The organism is Rhizobium sp. BR 362, assembly GCF_036528765.1.
Classification (GTDB): domain Bacteria; phylum Pseudomonadota; class Alphaproteobacteria; order Rhizobiales; family Rhizobiaceae; genus Rhizobium.
On sequence record NZ_JARWGH010000003.1, the window covers coordinates 1 to 15,053 of the forward strand.

A 15,053-nucleotide genomic window follows, 5' to 3' on the forward strand; every position below is an offset into this window, starting at 1 on the left:
CCACGCTGGTCCAGTGCACGCTGACCGCAATCCGCTATTCGGGTTACCTCAATGCCTTCTACCGGCGCATCAAGGACCGGCGTGGCCCGGGAAAGGCCATCATCGCCACAGCCCGCAAGCTGCTCACCATTATCTTCGACACCCTGAAAAACGGATGGGTCTTCGAGGACTTTCCAAACTTCATCATCGCCGGAAAAGAAAATCCGGCTCGACAATCATCATAGGAGGAGCATATTATGAGCATGGATAAGCCCATCGTGACGCAGGCGATGATCAATGCCTATGATGAATATACGCATCTGACGCTCGATCGCCGCGGTTTCATGGAAAAGCTGACGAAGCTCGCAGGCTCGGCGGGGGCCGCGGCCGTGATCGCGCCTTTGCTGGCGGCCAACAAGGCGAGCGCCGAGATCATTGCCGCCGATGACAGCCGCCTGGAGACGAAGGACGTCACCTATCCCGGCAGCGGCGGTGAGATGAAAGGGTATCTCGCTCGGCCCAAGGGCGAGGGCGAGAAGCTTGGCGGCGTGATCGTCATCCATGAAAATCGCGGCCTCAATCCGCATATCCGCGATGTCGCTCGCCGCATCGCGCTGCAAGGCTTCGTCGCCCTGGCGCCGGACTTCCTGTCGCCGCTCGGCGGCACGCCGGAAGATGAGGACAAGGCGCGCGAGATGTTCACCAAGCTCGATGCAGCACTGACCGTTGCCAATGCCGAAGCGAGCCTGACCTATCTTTCCAAGCTCGACGGCTCCAACGGCAAGATCGGTGCGGTCGGCTTCTGCTGGGGCGGCGGCGTCGTCAACCGCCTCGCCACCAAATCACCGGAGCTGAAGGCTGGCGTTGCCTATTACGGCATGCAGCCCGCGGCCGCCGATGTACCCGATATTAAAGCTGCCCTGATGCTGCATTATGCCGGCCTCGACGACCGCACCAATGCCGGCATCGACGCTTATCGGAAAGAGCTGCAGGCCGGCGGCAAGACCTTCGAGATCTTCGTCTATGACGGCGCGAACCACGCCTTCAACAATGACACCTCGGCTGCGCGCTATGACAAGAAGGCGGCCGATCTTGCCTGGGGCCGAACGGTCGAGTTCCTGAAAAAGTATCTGGCCTAACCGCAGGCGGCGACGGACTAGAGGGATAACGGCGGAATGATCCTTCCGCCGTTGCCGCCGCGGCTGTAACAACACTTAACACTTAAAATTGAACTTTTCCCATTTACGCGCATTGAACATGGCTGCGGGATAAGCTTTCATACGCCCCGGCGTCGCTCCGACGGAATAATAAAAATGGGAAACGCATGAGCCCGGACAAACCCGATCGCATCAAATTCCGCAAGGCGCCGCAGCAGGAACGAAGTATCCATCGCGTTGACGTCATTTTGACGGCCGCCGCCCACCTGATTGCGGAAAAAGGCGTGAGCGCCATGAAGATGACGGAACTCGCCGCGGTAGCCGGTGTGCCGATCGGTTCCGTGTATCAATATTTTCCCGAAAAAGCGGCGATAGTCACCGCGCTGTTCGACCGCCACGCCGTTCTCGTCCAGCAAAAAACGGCGGAAGTCTTCGTCGCCGTAAAATCCCTCGATCACGCCATCGATCTCGTCTGCGGCATGGTCGATTGGTACTATCGCGAGTTCCGTGGCGATCCGACCTATATGGGCGTGTGGCTGGGGACGGAGATGGATCAGGATCTTCTGAAGCTGAACATCCAGCACAGCAATCGCGTCGCCGAAATCTTCCTGCAGGGCATCGAAGCCCACATTCCGGCCGACAGTCAAATCGACCTCCAGGCTCGCGCCCAACTCTTCAGCCATCTCATCGGCGCCTCGGTCCGCCTCGCGATCATGAGCGAGAGAAGCCTCGCCATCCGCATGCTCCACGAATGGAAGCGGATGATCCGCGCGACGCTATTTGCCGAGCCGAGCGGCGAGGCAATCGGCAATAGGCATTAGGCAAGTTCTCGACGGAGGCCGGCTTAGGCCAGTTCGGTCTTGCGGCGGTCTGTATCCATAGAATAAAATGCCTCCATGGCTAAGCAGGTCCTCTTCGTTCAAGGAGCCGGCGAAGGCGTCCACGCCCGCTGGGACAATAAGCTCGTGGCGGGCCTTGAGCGCGAACTCGGTGAAAACTACGCCATCCTCTACCCCCAAATGCCAGGCGAGAACGATCCCAGCTATTTGGCTTGGAGGGCTGCGCTGATAAGGGAATTCGATTTGCTGGAGGATGGGGCAATTCTGGTCGGCCACTCGATCGGCGGCACAATTTTGCTGCATGTGCTTGCCGAGCAGCCGCCGAAACTCAGGCTCGGCGGGCTATTCATCATCGCTGCGCCTTTCATCGGCGAAGGCGGCTGGCCGAGCGATGACATCGACGATCGCAAGGATTTCTCAGAACGCCTTCCGTCCGACGTTCCTGTCTATCTCTACCATGGCGCGGATGATGACGTGGTGCCAACAGCCCATGTTCATCTCTATGCGAAAGCGATTCCGCACGCGGTAGTCCGCGCGGTCGAACACAGAGATCACCAGTTCAACAACGATATGAGGGACGTCGCCCGAGACATCCGTTCAGCAGGTTGAACTGAGCCAAGGCTTGCGCCCAGCTCCTAAAATCACCAACCCGGCAGAATATGCCCGGCGCGCAGGCGCGGGTAATAGCGCGTGAAGGTCTTTACGTCGCCATCGAGATCATCGTCGACCGCAGCCGGCGTAATGTTGTCAAGGCAAGCGGAAATGTGGGCGGTGATGGCGTTCATCAGCGATACCGAAAGCCCCGGCCGCTTCATGATGCCGATCTGCACGGGCGGCAGTGGCGGGAAGCCATCGGCCTGGCTCAGAACCTTCATGCCGGTGCGAAGTGCCGATTCCGGCATGACCGATACCGCCATGCCGGCAAGCACGGCAGCGGCGACAACGGTGCAGGACCAACTGGTGAACAGGATCTGGTAGTCGCGGCCGCCGGCATCGAGCGCCGAGCAGGCAAGCTGCCGCCACTGACAGTCACGCCGCCCGACGGCGAGCGGTACAGGTGCATCGTCGCGTAGCGGATGATTGGCCGAACCGACCCAGCAGAGCGGTTCCGTGCGCACCACATCGGACATTCTCTCGCGCGGGTTGTGGGTAACAAGCGCAATATCGAGCTCGCCGCGATGCATGCGTTCGGCGAGATCGACGGAAGGTTCGCAGACAATATAGAGCTCGACATTCGGATGCGTCTTGGCGAAGCGTCCGATGATTTCGGGCATATAGCGGTCGGCATAATCGTCCGGCGTGCCGATGCGCAGCGTGCCCTCGAGCCTGTTGTCGTCGAATGCGGCGATCGCCTCGTTGTTCAGCCGGATGATGCGGCGTGCATAGTTGAGCAGCTTTTCGCCTTCTGCCGTCAGCCGGTTGCCGCGGCCGTCCTTGATGAAAAGCTGCTTGCCGACGCGTTCCTCCAGCCGGCGCATCTGCATAGAGACCGCCGACTGGGTCTTGAACACCCGGTCGGCCGCCTTGGTGAAGCTGCCCGAATCCACGATGGCGATGAAGGTCTGCAACTGATCGATATCAAGCGGCGCGGCCATGATCTCACCTATAAAGGAGTTTGATAATTATCATTAGAAACATTCGTTGGACTGATCAATAGGGGTTTGGCATCTTCCTAATGCAAATCAGCATACCAATCGACAGACCTCCTGCCGAATTCCTCCCAGACCACGCGCCTTCTCCGGACCTCCGGGAAGGGGCTTGGCCAGCGTGTGCCTGAAAGAAAGGACCATTGAAATGCGCACGACAGATCGGACACTACATCTCGGCCACGCAAGGCCGTCGCTGCCTTTGACGGCACGCCTGACGCTTGCTTTCGATAAGATGGCATCCGTCTGGCGCGCACTCCGCAACCGCCGCGAGATCAATCATCTGAATGAGCTGAACGACAGTCAGTTGAGGGACATCGGCTTGACACGCCTTGACGTCACGGCCGCGCTCTACACGTCGACCTTCTTCGAGGACCCGTCCAGCTATCTAACCAACTCCGCGCGTCGCCGTACGCGCTCCCTCGGTCTCACCAGCTTTCGTCGTTGAGACCGATTAAGCGTTTCCCCGCAGGGTGATAGCCAATAAGCCCTGCCTCTTACCCGGTGTTCGGTTCCCAACCGACACCGGGTTTTTTCTTTTTCGAGACGAAGCACGGCCGGGAAATTGCCATGTCTTTCAGATGCCATATGTTAGGACCTGGCTAATGCGAGGACAGTGACAATGGCAACGGTGATCCTCTTTCATTCCGTTTATGGATTGCGCCCACTCGAACTGGACGCTGTCGAGCGCTTGCAGGCGGCAGGTCATAAGGCGTCCGCGCCCGATCTTTATGATGGTTGGGTCGCGAGCTCCATCGATGAAGGCTTCGAACTGAAGGATGAAATCGGTTGGCCGACCATCTGCGAGCGGGCGGAATGGGCGATGGCCGGCCTGCCGCCCTCGACGGTGCTGGGTGGGTTCTCCATGGGCGCGGCTGTCGCGGCAAGTCTTTGGCCGAAGCGGCCCCAGGCCGCCGGCGTGCTCTTCCTGCACAGCATCGCCCAAATCCCGCAAAGCGCCCGCGAAGGCTTACCCGTGCAGGTCCATCTTGCCGATCCGGATCCTTTCGAACCCGCGGAAGATGTCGCCGCATGGCGATCCGAAGCGGCCCGGTCAAAGATCGCGGCCGATATCTTCACCTATCCTGGCGCCGGCCACCTCTATACCGATGCCAGCCTGCCCGATTACGATGCCAAGGCCGCCGATCTCACCTGGAGCCGCGTCATCCGTTTCCTCGACGCTCTTTGAAGCTCCATCTTGAACCGAAAGCGGTTGTTGCCTAAGTTACCTGCCGCGAGCAATACCAACAGGATGTGTGTCATAATGGATTTCAACCCGATCGCAACGTCGATTCACCTTGCCATCGGGAACTATACTATCCATGCCTGCATCCATCATTCTCGCCGATCTTTCGTGGTCCACGCCTGACGGCCGGACGCTTTTCTCCAATCTTGACCTGAGTTTCGGCGCCGAGCGCACGGGCCTTGTCGGCCGCAACGGCGTGGGCAAGACCACGCTTCTGAAGCTCATTGCCAGGGAACTGCGGCCTCAATCCGGGGCGATTTCCTCTGGAGGCAGTCTCGGCACCTTGCGCCAGAGCGTCCAGGTGAAGCCCGGCGACACCGTGGCGGATCTCTTCGGGGCGACCGCGGCGTTGGCCATTCTTCGCCGTGCCGAAGCAGGCGAGGCGACTGCCGAGGAGCTTGCCGCCGCGGACTGGACGCTGGAGACACGCGTCGCCTCCGCCCTTGATCGCGCCGGGCTGGGTGCCACACCCGAAACCCGCCTCGAAGCGTTGTCGGGCGGGCAGCGCACGCGCGCCGGTCTCGCTGCGCTCATCTTCACCGATCCCGATTTTCTCATTCTGGACGAACCGACGAACAATCTGGACCGCGACGGCCGGGAGGCCGTCATCGAGCTGCTCGCAAACTGGCGGGCCGGCGCGATCGTCGTCAGCCATGATCGGGAATTGCTCGACACAATGGATGCCATCGTCGAATTGACCTCGCTCGGCGCCAGCCGCTACGGCGGCAACTGGAGCCAATATCGCGAGCGCAAGGTTCTGGAGCTTGCTGCTGCCCAACACAATCTTGCCGATGCCGAAAAGCGCGTCGCTGAGATTGCCCGCAGCGCGCAGGCGACGGTGGAACGGCAGGCGCGCAGGGATGGTGCCGGCAAGAGGAAGGCCGCCAAGGGCGGCATACCACGTATCATGCTGGGCGGACTGAAGGAGCGGAGCGAGATGACAGGCGGCGAAAACGCGCGTCTCGCCGAACGCCGTCGCGCACGGGCACTCGAAGACGCCGCTGCTGCTCGCGAGCGCATCGAAATCCTCCAGCCTCTGTCCATCAGGCTTCCGTCGACCGGATTGCCGGCAAGCAAGGTCGTTCTGAGGATCGACGGCGTGACCGCGGGCTACCTGCCCGGCCAGCCGATCGTCAGAAATCTCTCTTTCAATATGATGGGACCCGAGCGCGTCGCTATCACCGGTCCGAATGGTTCGGGCAAGACGACATTGCTGGCGCTGATCTTGGGCGAATTGCAGCCGTGGGCCGGGACAGTTCGCGTCATGACCTCCGTTTCCATGCTCGACCAGCGAGTAAGCCTTCTCGATCCGTCGCTGTCGATCCGCGACAACTTCCGGCGGATAAATGCGCAAGCGGATGAAAATGCCTGTCGTGCGGCACTTGCCCGGTTCATGTTCAGGGCGGAGGCAGCGCTTCAAATCGTATCAACCCTGAGCGGCGGACAGTTGCTGCGGGCCGGCCTTGCCTGCGTCCTCGGCGGACCAGCGCCGCCGTCATTGCTGATCCTTGATGAGCCGACAAATCATCTGGATATCGATTCGATTGCTGCGGTCGAGGTTGGACTGCGCGCCTATGACGGCGCGCTTCTGGTGGTCAGTCACGACGAAGTTTTTTTGAAGGACATCGATATATCGCGGCGGCTGGAATTGCCTGCAGGCCTTTCAAGGCAGGTGTCGGTCGTAGAATGAGGCGGGCGTCCCGATACCATCGGATCGCCCGCGCTTTTCCTATTGCCATCAAGCTGCGTCTGCGATCCCATCCAGCTTCGCGATCTCGTGATCCGGCAGCACGAGCGCGGCGGCAAGGTTCTGCCGCAGGTGCTCGAGAGAGGAGGTGCCGGGGATCAGCAGGATGTTCGGGGCGCGATGCAGGAGCCAGGCGAGCGCCACCTGCATGGGTGTGGCGCCGAGGCGGGCGGCGACCTGCGAGAGGGTGGTGGATTGCAACGGGGTAAACCCGCCGAGCGGAAAGAACGGCACATAGGCTGTCCCGTCGCGGGCAAGTTGGTCTATCAGAGCATCGTCGGCCCGATGCGCCAGATTATATTGGTTTTGCACGCAGACGATCTCGGCGATCTTCCGGCCTTCCGCAACCTGTTTGGCCGTGACGTTGCTGAGCCCGATGTGACGGATGAGGCCTTGCCGCTGCAGGTCTGCCAGAATGGTTAAAGGCGCTTCGATCGATCCCTCGGTAGGATGATGCGGATTGAGCATGATGCGGAGATTGACCACGTCGAGCACATCCAGTCCGAGATTGCGGAGATTGTCGTGCACAGCCTGGGTCAGCTCTTCGCGGGAAAAGGCCGGAATCCATGACGCATCGGTGTCGCGGCGGGCGCCGATCTTCGTAACGATAACGAGATCGTCATTGTAAGGATGGAGCGCCTCACGGATCAGTCGGTTGGTGACATGCGGCCCATAAAAGTCGCTGGTGTCGATATGGTTGACGCCAGACGCAACCGCTTCCCGCAACACAGCCACGGCCATGTCGTGATCCTTTGGCGGTCCGAACACGCCGGGGCCTGCAAGTTGCATGGCGCCATAGCCCAGCCGTTTGACGCTGGAATCGCCGAGGGTAAAGCTGCTGGATTGATCGATGTTCGACATGACTACCTCCTGTTCAAGATGAAAGAGAGATAGAGGCGGTAGGAGTGTATGAAAATGGGGTACAATCCGCACGGCTTGTGCGGAATTTCGAACAGTAGCCTGGCTTGACGGAAACTGCCGTCGAATTACGCGATGGTCGGATCGCGCCTGGGGAATGTCTGCACTTCAGCCTTGTTGCGGCGCGGGCTTGCCGTTCGCCGGCATGTAACTATCGAAGATCGCTTCCATGTTCTTCTGATAGTTCTTCTGCACTTCCAGGCCGCTGTCGAACATGGCGTTGAACATCTCGGTATAGGCGGCCATGTCGACGCCGGGTGCGGCGGGTTTGGCTTTTGGTGCTTCCTTCGGCGGCTCGGCGGGCATGGGGAAGTTGCGCATCATATCCTGGAACGCCTTGGCGAAGGGATTGTCGAGGAAAGGATTGGCGGCAGGGGGCTTTTCACGCTCGACCGGCTGGGCGCCGAACATCAGTTCCATCGCCTGGGTAAACGGATTGTCGAAGATGCTCGCCTGCGGCGTCGGCTGCTGCTTCGGCGCAAAGCCGATGGTCTGCAGCCAGTTCTGCATCATCTCGCCCATTGCCGTATTGAGGAAAGGATTGGCCATTGGGGGCATTTGGCCGCTGGTTTCCTTGAAGAGGCCGCCCATCAGCGTGTCGGCCATGACAGGCAGCATGCGCTTGTAAATCTCCTGGCCGATGCCGGTCATCTGCGCCGCCTGCGCAGCGATGGCGCGCGATACCTCCTTGGAGCCGAACAGGCGGGCCAGCACGGTATTGCCATCGGCAATGCCCTCGGGCGTAAAGGCCTTACTCATATCCTCGAAATATTTGGCATAGTTGCCGGAGGTGATGTCCTGCATCACGCCCATGAAATTATAGGGGTTCGTTGCGCTTCGCTTGAACCCCGAGGAAAAGGCGGGCATCAGCGCCGCCATGGCTTTCGCCGCCTGCTCCTGCGCGAGGTTGAACTGCTTGGCTATCGCCTCCGTGGCGGCGCCGTTCTGTGCCTGCATCATCATGTCGAAGAGTGGCAGCATCGAAGTTCCTTTCCGCGCAATCATGCCGCTTCGGAATCAGAAGACGTGCAATCCTGATAGTATAGCGGGAAAAAAAACGGCGCATACCGGTTTCTGCCGGTATGCGCTTTAACAATCGCGGCTAAAGCCGGCCGTCAGTATTGATATTCCTCGAAGACCGGCTCGACTGATCCGTTCCAGCGGCCGTGATAAAGCATCAGCAGATCGTCGGCGAGCGTGCCCTTCTTGGCGAGCACCTCGTCGAGCGGCGCAAGGAAGACGCTTTCGTCCTGGCCGTCGCCGTTCAGCCGGGCGCGGTTCTTCAGGCCGGCGCGGGAAATGCCGACGACCTCGCGCGCCATGTCAAGCAGCTTATGGCCCTTGATGCCAGCCTTAAGGCCCTGCACCGGCACGACATCGCGCAGAGCATTGACCTCTTCGAAAGTCCAATCCTTGGTCAACGCGTCGGCAGCCGTCAGCGCTTCGTCGTCATAGAGCAGGCCGACCCAGAAGGCCGGCAGCGCACAGATGCGCCGCCAGGGACCGCCGTCTGCGCCGCGCATCTCCAGGAAGCGCTTGAGCCGTACATCGGGGAAAAGGGTGGAGAGATGATTCGTCCAGTCGCCCATCGTCGGCTCCCAGGCGGCGATCTCGCCCTTCAACGCGCCGTTCATGAACTGGCGGAAGGTGACATGAGTGCAGTCGTGGTAATGGCCGTCGCGGACAACGAAATACATCGGAACGTCGAGCGCCCATTCGACATAGTCGTGGAACCCGAAATCGTCGCGGAAGGTGAAGTCGAGCAGGCCGCTGCGGCGGTTGTCGGTATCGCGCCAGATGTCGCCGCGCCAGGAGGAGAGGCCGTTCGGCTTGCCCTCGGTGAAGGGCGAGGAGGCAAACAATACGGTCGCCAGCGACTGCAGCTTCATCGACACGCGCATCTTGCGGCGCATATCCTCTTCCGAAGAGAAGTCGAGGTTCACCTGGATCGTGCAGGTGCGGTACATCATGTCGAGACCCTTCGTGCCGACCTTCGGCATGTAGCGGCTCATGATGTCGTAACGCGATTTCGGCATGCGCGGCGTCTCGGCCAGCGTCCATTTCGGGCTGCCGCCGATGCCGAGGAAGCGGATGCCCATCGGCTCGGCGATTTCGCGCAATGTCGCGAGGTGCTGGTTCGATTCCTTGCAGGTCTGGTGAATGTTTTCGAGCGGCGCCCCGGACAGTTCGAACTGGCCGCCGGGCTCGATCGAGATCGCGCCCATGCCGGTCGGCTCGCCAAGTCCGATGATGTTGTCGCCATCCATGATCGGATCCCAGCCGGACTTTTCCTGCAGGCCCTTCAAAAGTGCGGAAATGCTGGCGTCGCCGAAATAAGGCACAGGGCTGTTGTCGGCCCGGAAGAACACGAATTTTTCGTGTTCCGTGCCGATGCGGAATTGCTCCTTCGACTTGCTGCCGGCCGCCAGATAGGCCGTCATGTCCGAGACCGAAGAGAGCGGAGTCTGGTCGGTGGTATCGCGCGCCATGATATTACCTTGATCTCGGAAAGAAGCCCGCGCAAGCCGCAAGCCAATAGGAAGGGTGATTGACGCGGAATGAGGTACGGTGCAAGTGAATTTCTTTCAAGAGCCGTTCAAAAAAATAGGATTTTGTGCCTGGAAGCTATGGTGTAATCGAAGCTGATGCCGGCGCGCTTGCACAAGCGTTCAAGACGCCCAACCGACAGTCGACATAGTCTTGCCTTCCGCCGACGAGGGGAGGGCACATCGATGTTCGAGCAGACTGCATTTCATCCGATCCTGACACTGCTTCTGGCCTCTCTGGTCATCATGGGCAGCCCCGGTCCGTCCACGATCAGCGCGACCGCGGTTGGTGCCGTCTACGGCTTCCGCCGGTCGATCGGTTACGTCTGTGGTCTGATTGCCGGTACAGTCGTCGTTCTGTCGGCCGTCGCGGTCGGCGTCGTCGCAATCCTGTTCTCCGTGCCCTATGGCGCGTCAGTGCTTACCGCCGTCTCCACCGTCTATATCGCCTACTTGGCCTTTAAGATCGCCACCGCTCCGCCGCTCGCGCGTCGCGGTGACCAAATCGCAACGCCTGCCTTTACTGGCGGCTTTCTGCTGGCGGTCGCCAATCCCAAGGCATATCTGGCGATCGCCGCGGTCTTCGCCGGCGTCAGCCTTTTCCATGATCAGCGCACGCTCGATGCGATGCTCAAGATAACGCTGCTCAGTTTGATGATTGTCGCTATTCATCTATGCTGGCTTCTGGTCGGGACCTCGCTGTCCCGCTTTCTCCAGAACCCCACCATTTCGCGCATCGTCAACATCTCCCTGGCGGGTATGCTGCTTGTCACGACCGCGCTTGCATTAGCCGGCTGAAACAACCATCGGCGAGGAAACTAGTTCCAGTCCCCGATCGCCGCCTGAATGACCGCCATCGCCGCTACGGCCGCCGTATCGGCACGCAATATCCGCGGGCCCAAGGGAATGGCGGTGACGAAATCGAGGCTGTGCAGCAGAGCGCGTTCCTCCTCCGAAAAGCCGCCTTCGGGCCCGATCAGCAGCGCCAAATGGTTCTCCTTGATCTTTGTCAGGAGCGGCAGCGGGTTCTGTCCGGCATCGCCTTCATCACAATAGATGATGCGGCGTTCCCTGGGCCAGCGCGCCAGGAGGTCGGTCAGCTTTATCGGCTCGGCCACATCGGGAATGCTGAGAATGCCGCACTGCTCGGCTGCCTCGATGACATTGGCCTTCAGCTTGTCGAGATTGGTGATCTTGCCCTGCACGTGCTGCGTCATCACCGGCTGCAGCAGCCCGGCGCCCATCTCCACCGCCTTCTGCACGAGATAGTCGAGCCGTCCAACCTTCAGCGGCGCGAAGAGATAGTGCAGGTCAGAAGGGGCGGGCTGCGGCCGCGTCTGCTCGACAGGCGTCAGCAGGATGCGTTTGCGTGCGGGAAAGGAGATGCTGGCCTTCCATTCTCCGTCGCGGCCGTTGAAGATCAGCAGCTCGGCACCGTCCTCCATGCGCAGCACATTGGCGAGATAGTTGAATTGATCCCGATCGGCTTCGATGCCGACATTCGCTTTGATATCCGAAACCACGAACAGCCGCTGCATGCGGAAATTGGCGCGCATGGGTAATCCCTTAAATGAAGAGCGCGACCATAGCCCAATATACCGCGGCTGCAAGCATCGCCGAGACCGGCACGGTGATCGCCCAGGCGCCGATGATGGTCATGAAATGCGAGCGGCGCACGAGGCGGCGGCGATGGATTTCGTCCGGATTATGCTCGTAGACTTTCTCGATCTCGCCCCATGCGACCCCCGAGGCTTCAGCCTTCCTCCGCATATAGGCGATGCGGCGCTTCGAGTGGCTGATATACCATTCGCGGAAGAAGCCGACGCCAAAGACTGCGCCGACCGCAATATGGGTGGAACTGACGGGCAGGCCGAACCAGGAGGCGACGATGACGGTGAGCGCCGCCGACAGTGCGACGCAATAGGCCCGCATCGGATTGAGCTTGGTGATCTGCTCGCCGACGAGGCGGATCAGGCGTGGACCATAAAGCAGCACGCCGACGGAAATGCCGCAGCCGCCGATCAGCACGACCCAATGGGGCGCGCTATATCCCGCCGCGCCTCCGACGACATCAAGACTGCTTCCCTGGCCGACGCTGCGTATGATCGCTGCTAGCGGCCCGATCGCGTTGGCAACATCGTTGGCGCCATGGGCAAAGGACATCAGCGCCGCCGAACAGATCAGCGGCAGGCGGAAGAGTTTACGCAGCGAGCTATTCTTGTTTTCGCAGCCGACGGATTGTGCCGCCACCAGCGGTCTTGCGGCGAGCCAGATCGCCAAACCGACAACGACGCCGATCGTCAGGGTCGAGAAGCCCGCGACGGTATCTTTGGGCGCGAGCTGCAGGACCAGATAGGCGGTAAAAGCACCGGCCATCAGGCCGATCAGAATGGGAATCCAATATTTGGCGGCCGCGATCTTGTCGTCGCGATAGATGATGAAGGTCTTGATGAAAAACAGGATGCCGGCGGCGATCGTGCCGCCGAGGAAAGGCGTGACGACCCAGCCGGCGGAGATGGCTCCCAACACGCGCCAATTGACCATCTCCGGCCCGACCGCGGCAGCCCCTGCGCCGACCACCGCGCCGACGATCGTGTGGGTGGTCGAAACCGGTGCTTTCAGCCAGGTGGCGAAATTGATCCAGAGCGCGGCGGCCAGCAGCGCCGCCATCATCAGCCAGGCGAGCTTGCCGCTGATGATGATGCGGTCGGTATCGATGATATGCGAGGAGATGGTCTTGATGACCGGGCCGCCTGCAATCATGGCGCCGAGAATTTCGAAGATCGCCGCCATGACCAAGGCCTGCGTCATCGTAATGGCGCGCGCACCCACGGCCGCGCCGACATTGTTGGCGACGTCCTTGGCGCCGATATTCATGGCCATGTAGCCGGCGAGCGCCACGGCGGCGATGGCCAGCGTCGCGCCGGGCTGGTTCAGCACGTAAATGCCGGCAAAGCTCATTGCGAGGCCGAGGAAGATTAGGCCGATGCTGGGAGCGACCAGCCGCTTCGTGACATGATTGGCCGCATCCTCGACATAGGTGAATTTGTCGAGATCTTTGTCTAGCGTCCGTTTTGTCAGTCTCGCCGGTCTGTCGGGCATGCCATTCTCTGACTCGAAATATATACTCTTACGCCGCCCGGCAGGCCGCGCAATGCCTGGCGATCATCCTGGCATAGTTTGTTGGGAGTATGATGGGGCCTATTTGGCCTCTGCTGCGGCAAATCTTGCAGTCATCCGCCGCTCAAAGGCGAGGATGATGTCGCGCAACTCCGGTTCGCGGACGCGCTTGATCGCTTCGTTGCAGGAAACCCACTCGATCGTACGCTCGCCCTTTTCCTTGAAGTTCTTGGCGAGATCGCTGACGTCGAGCGCATAGACCTGAACCCGACACGGCACCTGGATCCCGTCCTTTAGCACTTTGTCGTAGCTGAATGCGCCAAGCGGTTCGGTCTCCACGGTGCCGCGTACACCGGCCTCTTCGAAGGCTTCCCGGGCCGCCACTTCATGCGACAGCTTGCCGGGCATCGGCCAACCCTTGGGAATGACCCAGCGGCCGGTATCGCGGCTGGTGAGCAGCAGCACTTCCAACTCACCCGTCTTCTTTCTCACTCGATAGCAAAGCGCGGCATATTGCTGTCGCGGCGGACGCCGAAACATGAGCTGCACATCATTTGCGATACGGGCGAGAATGGCCAAGGGTCGAGTCACCTTTAGAGTTGGAGTTTAGAATCATCTGCATATTAGCATTGCATGGAAAAATTGTGCATGCCATATGACTTTATATGGTATTTCCCCACACTTTCGTTGAGTGCTGAGTAGATAAAAATGTGCGGCTTCGGTCTCTGATATTCGCCAGCGACTATTCTATTAACGACATCAAATCCTTTTAATATGCCGCAGATGGCGCAGTCGCTCTATGGCTCTTCCTATCTTACCGGAAAATAAGCTAAATCTCCGTTATGCCCGAACGCTCCCCACCGTCGCGTCTGCCGCCGATGAACGCGCTGCGCGCCTTTGATGCCGTTGCCCGTCGTGGTAGCATTTCGAAAGCGGCCGAGGAGCTCGGTGTCGTACGCGGCGCTGTACGCCAGCAGCTTGCCGTGCTGGAAACATTTTTCGGTATTGTTTTGTTCCGGCGCGATGGCCGGCGCTTGGTACTGACCGAGAAGGGCAGGGCCTTTGCCGACTCCGTCGGCATTGCCTTCGGCATTTTGGCGCGAGCCTCGGCCGAACTTACAGCCGGTGAGCGCCGGATGCTTCGGCTCGGTGTCCCTTCCGCCTTCGCCGTGTGGTGGCTGATGCCGCGGGTTGCGGATCTGCAGGCTGCACTTCCCGACGTCGATGTTGATATCATCCCGATGGCGATGGTCGAACCGCTGGCGCGCCATCCCGATCTCGACGCGGTGATCATGGGCGGCGAATATCGCCCGGCTCCGGACATCACCGCAATCCGTTTCATGGAAGACGAGTTCGGCCCGGTGGCGACGCCGGACCTTTCCGCCCGACTCGGGCTTTCCACCGGTGTGGAAGCCCTTGCCGGCGCGGTCGCTCTGACCAGCCGTTCCGCGCCCCGTCTTTGGGTTGATTGGTTTGCCGAAAGCGGCCATGCGCCCATTCGCTTTGCCCGTACGCGCGAATTCGAAGATCTGCTTCTGGCGATCGGCGCCACCCGCTCCGGCGTCGGCATTGCCATCGTCCCACGCACGGCTGTTGGTGACGATATCGATCGTGGCACGTTGGTAGCGCCCTATGGCTTTATCCGCAGACCCGCGGGATACAGCCTCAGCATCCGCAGCGGCGATGCGAAGAAAGCGGCTTTTGTCCGGCTGGCCGACTGGCTGGTCAAGGCAGGGGCCGGCCCTATCCCGCCAAGGGCGAGATGAGCTCGTGCATATGGCACTTTTTCTCCCCTATCGCTCATTCCAATGTCCATAGACAGCCTGTCACTTCCCATGAGAGATCAAGGCACGAC

General features: G+C 60.3%; 15 protein-coding genes and 1 pseudogene. 9 read left to right on the forward strand and 7 right to left on the reverse strand.

Annotated features, from left to right (window positions below; genetic code table 11):
* From QDY28_RS04355 to QDY28_RS04370, 4 genes and pseudogenes are all read left to right on the forward strand, one after another.
* Positions 1–224: pseudogene (locus QDY28_RS04355) on the forward strand (IS110 family transposase); the annotation flags it as partial.
* 18 nt (positions 225–242) lie between these two features.
* Entirely contained in the window at positions 243–1,118 is an 876-nt protein-coding gene (locus tag QDY28_RS04360) for a dienelactone hydrolase family protein (protein WP_331380859.1), read from the forward strand.
* A gap of 185 nt (positions 1,119–1,303) precedes the next feature.
* Entirely contained in the window at positions 1,304–1,957 is a 654-nt protein-coding gene (locus QDY28_RS04365; protein WP_331380448.1) for a TetR/AcrR family transcriptional regulator, read from the forward strand.
* 75 nt (positions 1,958–2,032) lie between these two features.
* Entirely contained in the window at positions 2,033–2,584 is a 552-nt protein-coding gene (locus QDY28_RS04370) for an alpha/beta fold hydrolase (RefSeq protein ID WP_331380449.1), read from the forward strand.
* Positions 2,585–2,616: 32 nt separating this feature from the next.
* Here QDY28_RS04370 and QDY28_RS04375 read toward each other — a convergent pair whose 3' ends face one another.
* Positions 2,617–3,570 (reverse strand): LysR substrate-binding domain-containing protein, encoded by a 954-nt coding sequence (locus tag QDY28_RS04375; protein WP_331380450.1) that lies wholly within the window; start codon positions 3,568–3,570, stop codon positions 2,617–2,619.
* Between the two features lie 199 nt (positions 3,571–3,769).
* On the opposite strand from QDY28_RS04375, the gene QDY28_RS04380 reads away from it, so the two are divergent.
* The 3 genes from QDY28_RS04380 to QDY28_RS04390 all read left to right on the forward strand — a co-directional run bounded on the left by QDY28_RS04380 (position 3,770) and on the right by QDY28_RS04390 (position 6,557).
* A complete protein-coding gene (locus QDY28_RS04380) occupies positions 3,770–4,069 on the forward strand; it encodes a DUF1127 domain-containing protein (RefSeq protein WP_331380451.1) in 300 nt (99 codons plus the stop codon).
* A 174-nt stretch (positions 4,070–4,243) separates the two neighbouring features.
* Positions 4,244–4,810 carry a dienelactone hydrolase family protein gene (locus QDY28_RS04385; RefSeq protein ID WP_331380452.1) on the forward strand — a complete coding sequence of 189 codons (567 nt, stop codon included), beginning with the start codon at positions 4,244–4,246 and terminating at the stop codon, positions 4,808–4,810.
* Positions 4,811–4,943: 133 nt separating this feature from the next.
* Positions 4,944–6,557 (forward strand): ABC-F family ATP-binding cassette domain-containing protein, encoded by a 1,614-nt coding sequence (locus QDY28_RS04390; RefSeq protein ID WP_331380453.1) that lies wholly within the window; start codon positions 4,944–4,946, stop codon positions 6,555–6,557.
* A 48-nt stretch (positions 6,558–6,605) separates the two neighbouring features.
* On the opposite strand, the gene QDY28_RS04395 is transcribed toward QDY28_RS04390, so the two are convergent.
* From QDY28_RS04395 to QDY28_RS04405, 3 genes are all read right to left on the reverse strand, one after another.
* A complete protein-coding gene (locus QDY28_RS04395; protein WP_331380454.1) occupies positions 6,606–7,475 on the reverse strand; it encodes an aldo/keto reductase family oxidoreductase in 870 nt (289 codons plus the stop codon).
* 165 nt (positions 7,476–7,640) lie between these two features.
* On the reverse strand, positions 7,641–8,513 hold the full coding sequence (locus QDY28_RS04400) for a DUF937 domain-containing protein (protein ID WP_331380455.1): 873 nt from the start codon (positions 8,511–8,513) through the stop codon (positions 7,641–7,643).
* Positions 8,514–8,647: 134 nt separating this feature from the next.
* Complete coding sequence (locus tag QDY28_RS04405) at positions 8,648–10,021, reverse strand: glutamate--cysteine ligase (RefSeq protein WP_331380456.1); 1,374 nt, start codon at positions 10,019–10,021, stop codon at positions 8,648–8,650.
* Between the two features lie 243 nt (positions 10,022–10,264).
* Between QDY28_RS04405 and QDY28_RS04410 the strand changes: the two genes are divergently transcribed.
* Positions 10,265–10,876 carry a LysE family translocator gene (locus tag QDY28_RS04410; RefSeq protein ID WP_331380457.1) on the forward strand — a complete coding sequence of 204 codons (612 nt, stop codon included), beginning with the start codon at positions 10,265–10,267 and terminating at the stop codon, positions 10,874–10,876.
* Positions 10,877–10,896: 20 nt separating this feature from the next.
* Here QDY28_RS04410 and QDY28_RS04415 read toward each other — a convergent pair whose 3' ends face one another.
* The 3 genes from QDY28_RS04415 to QDY28_RS04425 form a co-directional block, all read right to left on the reverse strand.
* Positions 10,897–11,634 (reverse strand): 16S rRNA (uracil(1498)-N(3))-methyltransferase, encoded by a 738-nt coding sequence (locus tag QDY28_RS04415; RefSeq protein ID WP_331380458.1) that lies wholly within the window; start codon positions 11,632–11,634, stop codon positions 10,897–10,899.
* 10 nt (positions 11,635–11,644) lie between these two features.
* On the reverse strand, positions 11,645–13,180 hold the full coding sequence (locus QDY28_RS04420; RefSeq protein ID WP_331380459.1) for an inorganic phosphate transporter: 1,536 nt from the start codon (positions 13,178–13,180) through the stop codon (positions 11,645–11,647).
* Between the two features lie 99 nt (positions 13,181–13,279).
* Complete coding sequence (locus QDY28_RS04425; RefSeq protein WP_331380460.1) at positions 13,280–13,777, reverse strand: NUDIX hydrolase; 498 nt, start codon at positions 13,775–13,777, stop codon at positions 13,280–13,282.
* Between the two features lie 263 nt (positions 13,778–14,040).
* On the opposite strand from QDY28_RS04425, the gene QDY28_RS04430 reads away from it, so the two are divergent.
* Positions 14,041–14,964, forward strand: a complete 924-nt coding sequence (locus tag QDY28_RS04430) for a LysR substrate-binding domain-containing protein (RefSeq protein ID WP_331380461.1) — start codon at positions 14,041–14,043, stop codon at positions 14,962–14,964.
* Positions 14,965–15,053 lie beyond the last annotated feature (89 nt).

Coding starts and splice junctions, on each gene's coding strand:
- QDY28_RS04360 (WP_331380859.1), top strand. CDS start 243: ATGGATAAGCCCATCGTGACGCAGGCGATGATCAATGCCTATGATGAA.
- QDY28_RS04365 (WP_331380448.1), top strand. CDS start 1,304: ATGAGCCCGGACAAACCCGATCGCATCAAATTCCGCAAGGCGCCGCAG.
- QDY28_RS04370 (WP_331380449.1), top strand. CDS start 2,033: ATGGCTAAGCAGGTCCTCTTCGTTCAAGGAGCCGGCGAAGGCGTCCAC.
- QDY28_RS04375 (WP_331380450.1), bottom strand. CDS start 3,570: ATGGCCGCGCCGCTTGATATCGATCAGTTGCAGACCTTCATCGCCATC.
- QDY28_RS04380 (WP_331380451.1), top strand. CDS start 3,770: ATGCGCACGACAGATCGGACACTACATCTCGGCCACGCAAGGCCGTCG.
- QDY28_RS04385 (WP_331380452.1), top strand. CDS start 4,244: ATGGCAACGGTGATCCTCTTTCATTCCGTTTATGGATTGCGCCCACTC.
- QDY28_RS04390 (WP_331380453.1), top strand. CDS start 4,944: ATGCCTGCATCCATCATTCTCGCCGATCTTTCGTGGTCCACGCCTGAC.
- QDY28_RS04395 (WP_331380454.1), bottom strand. CDS start 7,475: ATGTCGAACATCGATCAATCCAGCAGCTTTACCCTCGGCGATTCCAGC.
- QDY28_RS04400 (WP_331380455.1), bottom strand. CDS start 8,513: ATGCTGCCACTCTTCGACATGATGATGCAGGCACAGAACGGCGCCGCC.
- QDY28_RS04405 (WP_331380456.1), bottom strand. CDS start 10,021: ATGGCGCGCGATACCACCGACCAGACTCCGCTCTCTTCGGTCTCGGAC.
- QDY28_RS04410 (WP_331380457.1), top strand. CDS start 10,265: ATGTTCGAGCAGACTGCATTTCATCCGATCCTGACACTGCTTCTGGCC.
- QDY28_RS04415 (WP_331380458.1), bottom strand. CDS start 11,634: ATGCGCGCCAATTTCCGCATGCAGCGGCTGTTCGTGGTTTCGGATATC.
- QDY28_RS04420 (WP_331380459.1), bottom strand. CDS start 13,180: ATGCCCGACAGACCGGCGAGACTGACAAAACGGACGCTAGACAAAGAT.
- QDY28_RS04430 (WP_331380461.1), top strand. CDS start 14,041: ATGCCCGAACGCTCCCCACCGTCGCGTCTGCCGCCGATGAACGCGCTG.